Source organism: Candidatus Hadarchaeales archaeon (assembly GCA_038823825.1).
Lineage (GTDB): Archaea > Hadarchaeota > Hadarchaeia > Hadarchaeales > Hadarchaeaceae > JAVZGN01.
In genome coordinates this window covers 341,477-354,959 of sequence record JAWBCC010000001.1, presented here as the reverse complement: position 1 = coordinate 354,959, position 13,483 = coordinate 341,477, and the positions used below count along the sequence as shown (strand labels likewise).

At 44.0% G+C, this 13,483-nt stretch carries 14 protein-coding genes; 6 read left to right on the top strand and 8 right to left on the bottom strand.

The window, feature by feature from the left end:
• Window positions 1-27: 27 nt before the first annotated feature.
• The gene (locus tag QXF64_01880) at window positions 28-2,868 is read right to left on the bottom strand and encodes a glucoamylase family protein (GenBank protein ID MEM1689244.1); all 2,841 of its coding nucleotides are present in this window, start codon (window positions 2,866-2,868) and stop codon (window positions 28-30) included.
• A gap of 155 nt (window positions 2,869-3,023) precedes the next feature.
• Here QXF64_01880 and QXF64_01875 point away from each other — a divergent pair, with 155 nt between their 5' ends.
• The gene (locus QXF64_01875) at window positions 3,024-3,872 is read left to right on the top strand and encodes a hypothetical protein (protein ID MEM1689243.1); all 849 of its coding nucleotides are present in this window, start codon (window positions 3,024-3,026) and stop codon (window positions 3,870-3,872) included.
• 37 nt (window positions 3,873-3,909) lie between these two features.
• On the opposite strand, the gene QXF64_01870 is transcribed toward QXF64_01875, so the two are convergent.
• Window positions 3,910-5,742, bottom strand: a complete 1,833-nt coding sequence (locus tag QXF64_01870; GenBank protein MEM1689242.1) for a glucoamylase family protein — start codon at window positions 5,740-5,742, stop codon at window positions 3,910-3,912.
• A gap of 140 nt (window positions 5,743-5,882) precedes the next feature.
• Here QXF64_01870 and QXF64_01865 point away from each other — a divergent pair, with 140 nt between their 5' ends.
• Window positions 5,883-6,971, top strand: a complete 1,089-nt coding sequence (locus tag QXF64_01865) for an ABC transporter ATP-binding protein (GenBank protein ID MEM1689241.1) — start codon at window positions 5,883-5,885, stop codon at window positions 6,969-6,971.
• A gap of 4 nt (window positions 6,972-6,975) precedes the next feature.
• On the opposite strand, the gene QXF64_01860 is transcribed toward QXF64_01865, so the two are convergent.
• A complete protein-coding gene (locus QXF64_01860) occupies window positions 6,976-8,067 on the bottom strand; it encodes a radical SAM protein (protein MEM1689240.1) in 1,092 nt (363 codons plus the stop codon).
• Window positions 8,068-8,133: 66 nt separating this feature from the next.
• On the opposite strand from QXF64_01860, the gene QXF64_01855 reads away from it, so the two are divergent.
• Together QXF64_01855 and QXF64_01850 are read left to right on the top strand one after the other, a co-directional pair.
• On the top strand, window positions 8,134-8,499 hold the full coding sequence (locus QXF64_01855) for a hypothetical protein (protein MEM1689239.1): 366 nt from the start codon (window positions 8,134-8,136) through the stop codon (window positions 8,497-8,499).
• Window positions 8,489-9,478 carry a hypothetical protein gene (locus tag QXF64_01850; protein ID MEM1689238.1) on the top strand — a complete coding sequence of 330 codons (990 nt, stop codon included), beginning with the start codon at window positions 8,489-8,491 and terminating at the stop codon, window positions 9,476-9,478. The genes QXF64_01855 and QXF64_01850 overlap by 11 nt, the downstream gene beginning before the upstream one ends.
• 2 nt (window positions 9,479-9,480) lie before the next feature.
• Here QXF64_01850 and QXF64_01845 read toward each other — a convergent pair whose 3' ends face one another.
• Both QXF64_01845 and QXF64_01840 read right to left on the bottom strand, forming a co-directional pair.
• Window positions 9,481-9,984 (bottom strand): MogA/MoaB family molybdenum cofactor biosynthesis protein, encoded by a 504-nt coding sequence (locus QXF64_01845; GenBank protein ID MEM1689237.1) that lies wholly within the window; start codon window positions 9,982-9,984, stop codon window positions 9,481-9,483.
• A 62-nt stretch (window positions 9,985-10,046) separates the two neighbouring features.
• Entirely contained in the window at window positions 10,047-10,328 is a 282-nt protein-coding gene (locus QXF64_01840; GenBank protein ID MEM1689236.1) for a hypothetical protein, read from the bottom strand.
• A gap of 101 nt (window positions 10,329-10,429) precedes the next feature.
• On the opposite strand from QXF64_01840, the gene rnhB reads away from it, so the two are divergent.
• Together rnhB and QXF64_01830 are read left to right on the top strand one after the other, a co-directional pair.
• Window positions 10,430-11,044 carry a ribonuclease HII gene (gene rnhB / locus QXF64_01835; GenBank protein ID MEM1689235.1) on the top strand — a complete coding sequence of 205 codons (615 nt, stop codon included), beginning with the start codon at window positions 10,430-10,432 and terminating at the stop codon, window positions 11,042-11,044.
• Between the two features lie 12 nt (window positions 11,045-11,056).
• Complete coding sequence (locus QXF64_01830; protein ID MEM1689234.1) at window positions 11,057-11,896, top strand: class I SAM-dependent methyltransferase family protein; 840 nt, start codon at window positions 11,057-11,059, stop codon at window positions 11,894-11,896.
• Between the two features lie 10 nt (window positions 11,897-11,906).
• Here QXF64_01830 and QXF64_01825 read toward each other — a convergent pair whose 3' ends face one another.
• Genes QXF64_01825 through QXF64_01815 form a run of 3 tightly spaced genes read right to left on the bottom strand, consistent with a single transcriptional unit; the run spans window position 11,907 to window position 13,463 of the window.
• A complete protein-coding gene (locus tag QXF64_01825) occupies window positions 11,907-12,101 on the bottom strand; it encodes a hypothetical protein (GenBank protein MEM1689233.1) in 195 nt (64 codons plus the stop codon).
• Window positions 12,098-12,820, bottom strand: a complete 723-nt coding sequence (locus QXF64_01820) for a metallophosphoesterase family protein (GenBank protein MEM1689232.1) — start codon at window positions 12,818-12,820, stop codon at window positions 12,098-12,100. Before QXF64_01820 ends, QXF64_01825 begins: the two co-directional genes overlap by 4 nt.
• The gene (locus QXF64_01815; GenBank protein ID MEM1689231.1) at window positions 12,795-13,463 is read right to left on the bottom strand and encodes a phenylalanine--tRNA ligase beta subunit-related protein; all 669 of its coding nucleotides are present in this window, start codon (window positions 13,461-13,463) and stop codon (window positions 12,795-12,797) included. Before QXF64_01815 ends, QXF64_01820 begins: the two co-directional genes overlap by 26 nt.
• Window positions 13,464-13,483 lie beyond the last annotated feature (20 nt).

Below are 13,483 nucleotides of genomic sequence, written 5' to 3'. Positions count from 1 at the left end.
TCACCTCTTTCGCGATATTTTTATTGCTTATGTTAGTGTAAGCACCCCCCATGTTGATGGTCTCGCCCAGACAACCGGCACCCTTATCCAAGAAAGCATGGCAGTTCTTACATATTCGCCGGGCTCCGCGTCCCTGATGTACGTATTTTGAATCGTGAAATTAAGCCCTATCTTCACACCCTCTGCAGGCTCCAGGCCAAGGTATTTCCAGGGGATAGCGATTTCGATCACATAACCGTTTGAAGTTCTGCTTGATGCGAGCTTCACCTCGGGAGCAACCATAGATATCGGTCCAGGATTGACATCTTCATGTCTACATGCCTGCGGGTTTCCTTTTGTATCAAATGGTATTGCCGCAATTTTGAAAATTCCAGCAGCTCCAGGCACGAATCTGTCTGGCTGAATGTAAAACTCTATGCTATCGGTACGGTATAGGCTGTGAATATCATCTGGCTCTATGTTTGTGACAAGTATGGTATCCGTGACATCACAAGCTAGATACAGGAAGTTTTTGTCCCATGCCGCAGCAAACCTTCCCCTGACGTTTTCAATATCGGACCTTATCGACCCGAGAACGACGTCTTGCGGTCCCACGGTCTCGAAAGTTGCTTCTGACCAATCCGACAACAAACCATCGATTTTTATAGTTGGTGGAGCTTTAGAAGCGATGGTTTCCTTCACTTCCACCGGCTTGAGATATTTCTGTTCGTATTCTACAGTCACAGCTCGGCCATTTTCCAGTGTTCCTTCAACAAATCCAGCAAGGCGTATGGCGTTTTTAATATAATCATTTCTCATGAAAAGATTCCAAACAAAATTGTCCAAGTAATTCTGCACCATTATGACTTGGATCCCGACATCGATCCCTGTGTAATCTCGGGAATACCAATCAATGTCTGGATTAAAACCGCTAGTGAATCCATATTCTCTCCAGATTTCTCTTCCATACCTCTGGAGAAGCGCTTGTATTCCGCGCATGGAAAGCTCCGGAACAAAGGGGAGAGAAGCGACCATGCCGTAAGGATGAATGGTTCCGTCATATCCCCCCAGATATGCTCCGTAGTTCTTATAGCCAGTTTTTGCACACGGAGCATCTCCGGCAGTTAGTCCCCAAATATCCTCCCCGAAAGCGCTATATTTACCAGGATTGTTTATTGCTACCCAGATTACAAAATTCCTGTTGTTATAGATAGCGTTGATAGAATTCTGCCAGTAATCCGCATACCTATCATGCTTGTTTCTGAAGTCTATCCACGCGTGAGAATATTGGTATGTAAAGAGACTTTCCGGCGGAGACATTATGTACATCCTCCTAGTTCCGATGTTTGCCAACGGTCTCTCCCATGCATCCCAACTGCTTGGAGGAATTGGATGCGTGGGAGAACCCATCGCCAGAAGGTAGAGAATCATAGACTCCGCATAATATTCCCACTTGTGTGGGAGGAATCCTCTTTCTGGCGTCCATCCATGATACAAAGTATTATCGTCTGCAAGCATCCAGTCCCATCTGACACGTTCATAGATTTCCTTGGCCAGGACTTCTACCTCTGTTCCTTTGTAATATTCTGCCGCTGTTAGAGCACCAGCTAAAAAGAGTGCTGTATCTATGGAGGAGAGTTCAGAAGATTCGCCCGGTTTTCCGAGTTTTGCTGGTTCCCAGCGTTCACCCGTTGACATCCTAACGAAGTGATAGAAAAAGCCGTTATGCTGGGCAACGTTATCCCTGAAACTCCTTAGAGTTCTCAAAATGTGTTCATAAACAAGTTGGTTATCCAACCACCCTCTGTGCGCTCCTATTATCAAGGATGTCAGACCGAAACCTGTCGCCGCTACACTTGCTGGAAACTCATCATTCGGATACTTAGTAGTATCGCGAACGAGACCGGTTTCTTTATCTGAGAAATCCCAGAAATACATGATGCCTCTTCTGACGATTTCATTGAGAATGTTATCCATTGGAGGAATTTCTTCAGGACTCAGTCCGGTTTCTAGCGGCTTAACCATGATTCTGCCTTTCTGAGATGTATAGGATTTCGAAGTCAATGGGATACCGGGTAGAAAAACAGCGCCTTTTTCGAAATTCAAGATTTCCTCCTGAGTCGTGCCCGGTGGAACTATGAGATCAATAATGTTCGGATCTGAATTATCGTCTCTACCTCCACCAAAATTCCAAGCGGACGCGTGAGCGTTAACAACTCTAGCATTTCCGTAGTCTATGCCAAAAATGTACGTGACAATCTTCCAGTCAGAGCTGGGTCTTCCCGTTATACGGTTTGGGATGAGAATACGTATAATTCCCTTTTCCTTATCCACTTCGAGCGAACCTACTTTAATTTTCCCTCCATTTTCACCAGTCGGATTTCTGAAGATAGCAACCTCCCAGCCATGAGCTCTTACCGCGTACTCCCAAGCGGCATCCTCACTTATTTTTGCGTTTATCGTTCCGGAGGGGTTCATTTCTAGATTTCCGGGCACAGTCTTATCAAATATCGTTTCTGTGTGCCCTCCCGGCTTTCCCGTGTCTATGTAGATGTCGATTCCGTGTACGCTGATCGGGTATGGCTTTGAGCTTAGGCCCCAAGGATCAACAATAGGTTGTGCAAGTCTATACTCAAAGACGATTTCCTTGTCATTTTTTTCATAGACCTTAAACTCCACCACGTCGAAAGTTTCTCTCTTACCAAAGTTCTCCAGCCTGAAGGTGAAGTCTACCGGATAGGTATACGTTCCTGGTCCGTAATCGTCCCCATGTGGATCTACAATGTATAAGTAATACCCGGATGACGTGTGAGAAAAACGTAAAACAAGCACCCCAACTAAAACAATAAAAAGCGGCCATATCAGCAGCAGGGTTTTTTTCAATCTCAATTTAACCCTGTAAGAGTATCCTCATTAGAAATAAATTGGTTTTCCCCGAGTTTTTCTCCTTTTAATATATTCGAATCTTTGCGAAAATTTAGAAAAACGAGGATTTTTATCCTGCATGTATATATGGAAATCCAAGCGAGTTTTTCCCAGAGAAAATGACTGAGACAAGTGTCAACCTAAAGAAAAACAAGGTGCTTCTGGGAATCGTGGTTCTCGTGGTTTTCATAGTTATTGTGGGAGCAGTTTTACTGCTTCGCAGAGAAGAAAAAGTTGAAAGCGGAATAACTATTCCTTCCGGGGCACTCGTTCTCGACGACTTCGATGACGAATCGCTCGGAACCAACTTGGGTACTCCAGTCGGAACAATGGGTGGGTATCCGCCAGATCCCGGTAATGAGTACTGTGCTTTCGTGCCCACCTCTACTGGTCTTGCTATTCAAATGACAATCGATGTTCCGCAGGGGGGGTGGAGCGGTTACTGGTGTTTCCTAAAGTCCGGAGACATCTCTACCGATCCGATTCTGGTAAGTATAGGATCCGGTTATGACCTCAGCGGCTATACAACGCTAAAGATGGCTGTAAAGGCCAGCAAAGCGATGAGTTTCAAAGTTGAGCTTCAGGATACTTTGCAGTTTTCAAATGCCCAGAATGCGGCGCGGGTGTTTAAGATATCTGACAACAACTTCAGAAATAACACTGCTTATAGAGACATTGTGTTGAGCAAATATGGAAAATCAATCGAGAACCTTTCTCGAGAACTTTTTGGACGCGCGCCAGAGGATATCGAGAGAATGACAAATGCGGACGTCCACACGGCCACTGACAGTCACAACGGAAAAGTTCACAGAACTGCGAAAACAGAATGGGAAGTAATAGAGATACCCCTTGTGCAGTTTGTTCAACAAGCCGGATCGCTGAACCTGAAGGATATCAGACAAATTAACATAGTCTTCGAGGGACCTGTTCAGGGTAAGCTCTGGATAGACTGGATAGCATTTGAGTAAAAGGCTAGATTCCCGGAGGCACATTCTTTTTTCTTTTTTATTTCTTTTCAAGTATCCTTAAGTAGAATCCCCAGCCGCCTGCTTTGTTGCAAACTTTCACCAATATTGTGCTGGTTCCCTCTTCAAGCCATATATCTGGTATGATATCTTGATCCGGAGCGGCGGCCCTAGCAACCCGATTAGAATGAACAAGTTTCCCATTTATCCAGACCTTGACAGAATCATCACTTCCCACCCTGAGTTCCACGGTCTTCTTCGATGGCGAATAAATCACCGTAAAAGCGTAAGCCCCCGTTTCTTCATATGGCCCTAAAATTTGACAAAAATCAATGAACCTAGACACCGGATCGCCATATGGCGCGTGATGTTCGACCCATTCTCTTCCCGCAATACGCTCTCCAGATTTGTAAAACAATAATGAAGTTTCTCCGACAAAATCGGAATTGAAGGCTTCAGCCTCCCCCAAACCAAAGGGTCCTATCACTATCCAGTCTTTCACAAATCCTCCGCTGTCATGGTGAAATCCCTCAACAAAACCCGCCTTCCGCAAAGCGTTGATAATATAAGGTATACTCATGAACTCTTTCCAAACTGATCCACTTTTGAAGGCCTCAAGCATTAGAACCGTGTTGCCTTGATCGATTCCTATATAGTCATTATCGAACCAGTTTTGACTAGGGTTAAACGCATTCACAAAACCGTACTCTCCCCAAATTTTCTCAGAATATTCCCAGTACATTCTCATCAGATCAAGGATTGCGTTTTCAGGAATGAATGGGATGGCCGCGGCTACCGCTGATGGAGCAACAGTTCCATCAAAAGTATTTCTGAAACCAAGATAACCATTTATTCCATCACAGGCTGTCCACCCCCAAACAGCTGGCCAGCGGTTAACTCGAGATTCCTCCAAACAAAACAGTCTATTTGCCTTTAAAGCGGCTACTCCCTCTAACCAATAGTTTGCCTTTCCATCATGAATGTTTCTGAAATCGATCCAGCAAGCCGGAAACTGATAAAGGTATGCCAGCATTGTCCGGCCGCCCGGTGTCAGGAATCGTCTGCCATCGTGCGAATACCAACTGAAGGTACTGGTCCATGTATCCCAGCTTTTTGGGGGAATCGAGTGAGTGGGCGAGCCCAAGGCTAAGATATATGCCAGGATATACTCGCTATATCCGGAGGCTGGAGAAAGGAATCCACCTTCGGGCGTCCATCCCATACTCAAAAGTCCGTTGTTGAGAAGCATCCAGTCCCACTGGACTGCTTTATAAATCCTGCTAGCAAGGCTCTCGATTTCGGTTCCCTTAAAGTGTTGTCCGGCATGGAGAGCCCCTGCGATGAGTATTGCTGTGTCAATGGAGGAGATTTCACTCATCCAAGCTCTCCGGCCTGTTCGTGCATTGACAAAATGATAGAAAAACCCGTTTTTGCCTTCCACGCTCGGTTTATCGGGATCAAAATTCTTTAGTATCCTCAAGACACGTTGGTATGCTTCATCTTTGGAAATCCATCCGTTTGCCTCTGCCACACATATTGCAGAAAGACCGAAACCTGTGGCCGCGATGCTTGAAATATCGGGATTGCTTGCTCTGTCATAAACGAGCCCTGTGACCTGGTCGGCTTTTTCCCAAAAGTAAAGAAAGGACCTTCTTTGAAGATCTGTCAGAAAAGATTTTTCTTCCTGACCGATATCGCTCCAGCGTATCGGTGTATTCGAAATCTCTTCCCAGTCGATTGCGAAAGAATAAACCTTCTCCCATTTCTCGAGTGATGGTTTTTTAGTTCCTGAGGGTCTGCTGATGTAAACGCCCCCAAGAACGCTAGCGGTCACAAGAACCAGCACGACGGATCTCTTGACGAGGGAATTCACAGACTCACTTTAATCACTTTAAAAAGTTCCTTTAAAAAGAATAAGACATGTCATCTCCTATTCGCTTCTCCTCGAAACCGATAAAAATCACATGCATGCAGTAGACATGGCTTAAATCCATTTAGGATGTAATTTGATTGATGGTCTCAGTAAAGCTCGACCATGTGACAAAAAGGTTCGGAGAGGTTACAGCAGTCAACGACGTATCTTTTACAATTCCGGATAAAGAACTCGCTGTAATCGTCGGGCCAAGCGGATGTGGAAAAACTACCGTGCTCAGACTCATTGCCGGATTGGAAAAACCCGACAGTGGGTATATATACTTTGGTAAAGTTTGCGTCAACGATGTGGCAATCAGGGACAGAGGGATTGCCATGGTTTTCCAAGATTATGCTTTGTATCCACATATGTCCGTCTATGACAACATGGCATTTGGACTCAGAAATCTTGGTTACAATAAAGAAGAAGTAGATAAAAGAGTGAAAAATGCGGCCAAGCTATTGGATATAACTCATCTTTTAGAAAGAAAGCCAAGCCAACTTAGTGGGGGTCAAAAACAAAGAGTTGCCCTTGGAAGAGCGATCGTCCGTGAACCAAAAATTTTCCTGTGGGACGAGCCACTTTCTAACCTTGACGCCAAGATGCGTGTAATCATGAGAGCAGAACTTCGCAAATTGCAGAAGGAGTTAAAGATCACCACTATTCATGTGACGCACGACCAACTCGAGGCAATGACGATGGCAGACAGGGTGATAGTGATGAGAGCCGGGAGAGTCGAGCAGGTTGGCACTCCGGAGGAGATATACGACTTTCCAGCGAATACATTTGTAGCTGGCTTCATAGGTACACCGCCGATCAATTTCTTCAGAGCTTCAGTGGTGATGAAAAAAAGCAAGGTGATTTTGGATGCTGGCGAATTTTCGATTGAACTACCTTCCGAAATCGCAAAAATAATCAGGAAAGCAGACTGTCGAGAAGTGATTGCCGGAGTTCGCCCCGAAGACATTTTGATATCGAGAAAAGGTGAAAAAAATACTATAGAAATGAAAGTAGACCTAGTAGAGCCGATCGGATCGGAAGATTTTCTCTATATGAGCAGAGGAAACCTGAGAATGGTCGCCAAAGCTCCCCCAAAAATCGGTTTGAAAATGGGAGACAAGATAACCATCACATTTAACATGAAACACATTCACATTTTTGACGCAAAAACGGAAAAAGCGGTCGTCTGATTTTTCAAGTAATGATGTTTTTCAGACCAAACTTTCGTGCATAGCTGAGAGCCTTGTCCATCTCCTCTACCGTTATCCTACGGTTTATGTCTTCAAATTTCGGCGCGAGATATTCTGGTCTATACTGATCCATGATATTCACGCGAGTTTCATGTCCAAGATTTTTCGCAATCCATTCCAGCACCGGATAAGTGCAACATTCAAGATGATTTGGCATGACTAGATGTCTTATGATCAACTCCGAGTCCGCAGCAGCAATTTTGTGATTTCTAGAAACGACAGCAAAGTAGTTTTTAACTAGAGAAAGTCTCTCCGCGCACTTATCGTTTCCGTACTTAAAATCCGTCAAGTAGATGTCCTGAGTGCCTGCCAGTAAATCCATCGCTTCGGTGGTCAGATACATGTTTGAGTTCCACACACTTGGTATGTTAGTCTTGCAAAACCAAAGGGCCTCCAAGATAGCGTGAAGGTTTGGCGTCGGATCTCCTCCTACCCAGTTCACGTTTCTCGCTCCATTATCTCTCGCATTTTCAACGAGTCTTGCCAAGATTCTTGGATTCGCCTCCGTACCTTCGTCCGGAAATTGCGAGATATCCCAATTCTGGCAAAATCTACACTTGAACGTACAGCCTGAGAAAAATATTGTGTAGCTCGGAACTAGTTCCGGCTCCTCTCCGTAATGCATGAACTCCGAAGCCACTTTTGGCTTTTCTCCGACCCCACAAGCTCCTCTCTCACCAATCGTTCTGTCTACTCCACACCTCCGTTCGCAGAAATGACATTTTCTGAGAATTCGCTTAGCAAGTTCGATCTTCAGTTCGAGAAGAGAAACTTCCGGGATTTCCATTTCTTGTAGCCTTATTTTCCCATCGTCGATTTTCGAAAGAGTTTTCCAGAACTTCTCCATAGCCGCTTTGTGTTCGGCTAAAAGTATGCTTTCATCCGACGAAAGATCGATTTTTACGGAAATTCTCTTGCATATTTGGAACCTTGCAGGCAATTTGTCCTCCATTACAGCGAAATATCTATTCAGCGATTTTCTCGCGAGTGGATCCGATAGTACTTCAAGCGAATCTGGCCGAAACGGGAGCCACATCAAATTAATCTTATTGTCAGAAAAAGCAAAAGTCTTATGTTTTTAAATGTCCGGATGTCTCTTAAGATGATGATCTTCCGTCTCGTGGGGTGGGTGGCGTTGGGTGTCATGTTTCTAACTATTGCCACGTTTTCCATGAATGCTCTAATGTCTTGGAAAACTAAAAACGATTTCATGTTGGATGTTAGAAAATTTTCGGATAGCGTGGCGCTCCTAGCCTACCAGCCGGTTGGTAGCTCGAGGATGCTCAAAATCCATGTTCCAAAAGATTGTTCCCTCCGTACAGAGCCTAAAGAAATTGTTGTCCAAGCATGGGGTGAAAATCTGAGCTTGGAATCGGAACTGGAGCTTCCGATGTTAACACTCGGTCCGGGGGATTACGAGGTCTACGTCGTAAGAACCGATCAAGGGGTCGATATAATTGTCAGATGACGGAGAAGATTTTCCATTCATTCTAATTTTTATCGTTGTCTCAGCGTTTCTGACTGCTTTTATCCTCATAACTATCTACAACAAGCAAGTTGCTATGAAGATTGATGAGAAAGCATCTGGCTTCGTAACAAATTTGAGCTGGACGGCATTTCAATCTTTTTCCACCGGAGTACTTGGTAAGATTGATTTGCCCAAAAACATCGAGGGGTACAATTATCGGTTGAAAATACATCAGAACGCCTTTGTTCTAGAATTGCTGGAAGGGCCTCTCAGAGGAAAATCCTATATCGCCGGCGTGCCGTTTGATATGATTTCCGATAATCTGACTCTCCCAAAAGATGAAACCGTATTTTTCAAACGAAGCGGTGAAAAACTTTTGGTATGTTTTAGTGTTTTGGAATCCATAGAAAATGAAAATATAAACATCGAACCAAACCCGCCGGAATTCTATTTTTTCGCAAAAGATCACCCGAAAGAAGCTGCCGGCATTCTTGCCGCATTTTTCTACTCTGGGAAAGATATTGTGCGATATTCTTGGTTGGAAAACCACGTCCTCTACGTTATGACGGAGGATAATGAGTCATTTATTTTGACATTCAGGAGGGATGAGTTACAGCATGATATTCCCAGTTTACAAGAAATAGAGACACCCACTATTGAAATCGGAACAGAACGGATAGGAGCCGAGAAATGTCCTTCACCCGCTGAAGCCCTGCTTAAGGGGTGGATAATCTCTCCAGAGCTTGCGCTCGCTAGTCTACGCTCTAGAACTTGGATTGATCAAAACGGTCCAGTAGGAATTCCCGCAAACGCTGAAATCAGTATGAGTTGTGTTTTCACGAAGTTTGGAGGATATCCAACTTGGCGCATATCTTTTGAAAACAGAACTATCTTCCATCGGGCGCTGTTCTGGTGGCATGCCGAAAATGAGCCAGGCTTTCTCATGCAATGCTCGCCAGCGATGTACCCGATAGATTAACCTCATTTGCTAGCTTCCCGTATGATGTAATCAAAATTCTGGAGAAGAAACCGAATGCTCACCTTGACAGCGTTCGGCGTACCTGGCAAGCAAAACACCGGCTTACCACTTATGATTCCTGCAGAAGTTCTACTGAGAAGAGCAGGAAAACCTATCCGTTCATAACCCAACTTTCTGAGCGCTTCGCCGATTCCCATAACATATTTTTCATACATTGGTTCCACTGTTTCAATCGTGACGTCCCTTTTCGAAATTCCTGTACCACCGGTGATCAAAATTGCGCTTATCTGGGGATCTCGGAGAAGTCTCTGCAGAATTTTCTTTATTATTTTGCCATTATTTGGTATGATTTCTCGAATAGTGTTGTACCCCTTCTTTCTGAGTTCTCTCTCTAAAATTCTCCCAGAGACATCCGTATCTTTGCCTTTCTTAGTAGCTTCTGCTCTAGTGTCGCTGACCACCAAAATTCCAACCTTTCGTAATTTGTTTTGATGCTCAACCTTCATTTCTCTACACCAGTCATATTCTTCTTAGCTCATGAGGATAAACCTTGGTCTATAAAAACGTCTCAATAGTACATCGGGTTATGTATGATGTCTTCGATGGGGCACCACATTTGGCTTTTACCGATTTTTGTTTTTCTAACCCTACCACAGCTTTCCAAATCTTTAAGTACACTGTTGACTTCGCGTACCTTCCAGTTTAGAATTTTGGCGATATCACTACTCCTTAATAAACCGTATCTTCTTAGCAGGAACTCGACTATTTCATATCTTGCGCGTTCCATCCAGTCTTCGTCTTCCTCATATTCTTCTTCCTCGTCAATGTACGCGAAGTCGATATGGACCACCAAAATGAAGAAATTAGTTCGACATTTAAATTTTTGCCTCAGTTTGTCATTTTGTAACCTCGGAGTATTTCGGATATAAAGATTCGAACCATTGTTATTTGATGATAAGCGGAATCGATGAGGCCGGCAGGGGCCCCGTGATAGGTCCCATGATGATATGTGGAGTGTTGCTGAAAAGAGAGAATATCGAGTATTTGAAAGGATTAGGGGTACGTGATTCTAAAACTCTCACACCCAGGAAAAGAGAAGAACTGGCAAAAGTTATACGCAGAATTTCCTCCAAATATGAAATTCTAAGAGTTTCGCCCGAGGAGATCGACAGGGCAAGAAGGAAGGAAGCGCTGAACGAGCTTGAAGCAGAAAAGTTTGCTTTACTGATCGACAGACTTGGACCCGATGAAGTTTATATTGACTCTGTGGATCCCAATCCGGAAAGATTTCGCGCCAGATTGATGAGATATGTTCATCATGTGCCTGCGAAAATCGTGATAGAAAATTTCGCAGACAAAAAGTATATCCCAGTGGCAGCTGCATCCATCTTAGCGAAAGTTGAAAGAGATCGAACAGTAATGATGTTGCGCGAGAAATTTGGAGATTTCGGTTCCGGCTATCCTTCAGACCCGAAAACAATCAAATTCCTAAAAGAATGGAAAATAAGATATGGAAAGCTTCCGGACTTCGTTAGAAAAAGCTGGAAAACTCTCGAGCGGTTGTGAGGTGAGCAAAAAATGATCAGAAATTTGCGAGAGGCCCTGGCGGATAAACTCTCCAAAGAAGAGCTGCAAAGAATACGTGCATTTGATATCGTCGGAGATATAGCGATCATGAAAATTCCAGATGAACTCGCAGATAAGAAAAGAATAATAGCTGAAGCGATAATGAGGGTTCATAAAAACGTGAAAGTGGTTTTGAATCAAGTTAGTCCCGTGAGTGGAGAATTTAGAACTCGAGAACTGGAATGGCTCGCAGGTGAAAAAAGAACTGAGACTTTCCATCGAGAAAATGGTTGTGTCTTTAAGGTAGATCTCGCACGGGTCTACTTTTCTCCACGACTGAGCACGGAGAGAATGCGCATAGTAAAAATGGTTCAACAGGGAGAAGTTGTGGTTAATATGTTTGCAGGGGTTGGGTGTTATTCTATCCAGATTGCTAAATATTCAAATCCAAGAGTAGTTTATTCGATAGACATAAATCCCTCGGCCTATGAACTCATGGTGGAAAACATTCGACTCAACAAGGTTGGACACAAAGTCTTGCCCATCTTAGGAGACTGTCGAGAAGTTATTAGAAATCTTTTAACGAATTCTTGCGACAGAGTTCTGATGCCTCTTCCAGAATTTGGCCGCGAATTTTTCCCTGTCGCGTTACTTGCAATCGGAGATAAAGGCATCGTCCACTTTTATGATTACGGCCAAGAGCCAGACGTGTTTGAGCCTTCTGAAAAATATGTAATCGAAACTGCAGAAAAATTGGGATTTCAGACCGAAATTATCGGAAGAAGAAAGGTCAGATCTTACGCACCAAGATGTTATCATGTTGCAATAGACGTGCTTGTTCGACGAATTTGAGCCCCCGGTTTCATTTTTCTTTAGTAAAACCAGATTGCTCAATTCTAAATTCTTTCTTAATTTTTTCTGCTATCTCCCCATTTGTGACTACCAAGGCTCCCCGATATCCGCACTCTAGACATTCGTAGAGCGACCATAGTTGAGGAAGTCCAGAAGCCCATCTGAGCTTATCAGATCCACAGCGTGGACAGTATATTTTGTTCATAGCTGTAGGAGCTCCACATGAACGTCATTTTCGGTTATCACAACCTCGGCGGCAAAACCCTTAGAAATTGGACCAGGATTTACCATAATCGTGTTCTTAATCCTGTCTATGGCGCGTGCCTCATGGATATGTCCGCATGCCAAAAGCAATGGTTGTTTTTCCTCAACGATTTGTCTCACGCTTTTGCTGCCAACATGTGTTCCCGAAGGCAATTCGTCAAGCTTTGTTTCAAACGGAGGAGCATGCGTCACAAGTGCCCAGCGACCCTTCACTCCCTCGAGCAAGGCTGAAAGTTCCTCAAGAATCTCTGCTTCCGTTAATTCAAAAGGGGTTCTAAATGGAGTGATGTTTGAACCACCTAGGCCAACAAAAATAACATCACCAATTTTACGGCATTTTCCGTGCAGATTTGCACCATGTCTGTCTAGAATCGCAAGAATATCTTTCGGATCACAGTTCCCGGGAACAGAAAGCACTGGAATTTTGAACGATTCCACCAGAGAGAGAATGCTCTCCGCCACCTCAGGTGGCCCAAACTCTGTCAAATCGCCTATGAGAATCGCACAATCGTAACCTCTCTCAAGAAATTTCGAAAGATTGCTCTCTGCTGTTGCCGCCCCGTGAAAATCTGCAGCGACCAGAATTTTCAGATTTTCACCCAAAAATTCTAACAGCGGACGGAAGTTAAAACGTTTACTGTTGAATTTCTTCTCCCCCACAAAATCTTTTGATGTATGTGATGGTTTTTTCCGCCACTTCCTGTAGAAATCTGTTTTCTATTCCGGGAACTCCGCAAAAGATCAACACGGCTTTTGTTGTCTCCTCAGTGATCTTCGTTAGCTCGGAATCTCGATATGGATAGAGAGCAACAACCTTCTCGTCATCGCAGATTATCGGTCTACCTCCGTCCAAGAGCATGGAAGCCGACATGCCCATTCCAAAAAATAACTCTCCGACTCGGGAATATCTGAGAACAAGCTCTCCCTTGATTTTTTCTCGATCCAAGGCACTTATCGCCACTCCCGTCTCCGCCGATGCCAAGTTGTACGCATCAACTAACGTGTTGATTGTTGGAAGATCCTTGCCAAGAAGTATACGTCGCAATAGCGCTTCGCCTGCTGGCCTAGTTTTTGTTGGGTCTATCCCAAGCCGCCAATAGAAACTCCTATATTGTCGTATAACTGGCAAATTCTTTACATCTTCGATGAAATACGTTTTACGAAGCTTGTCAAAGACCTTCTGCTTGAAAATTTCGAGCTGTTCATCTCTATTTTTGACTAAAACTCCAGTTATCTCGCGCACAAGCACGGAGATTTCGGGAAAATCTTCCTGCAATTTTTTCTCGATGTGTAATCTCATCATCCTAACTTGTTCTGTCCAAA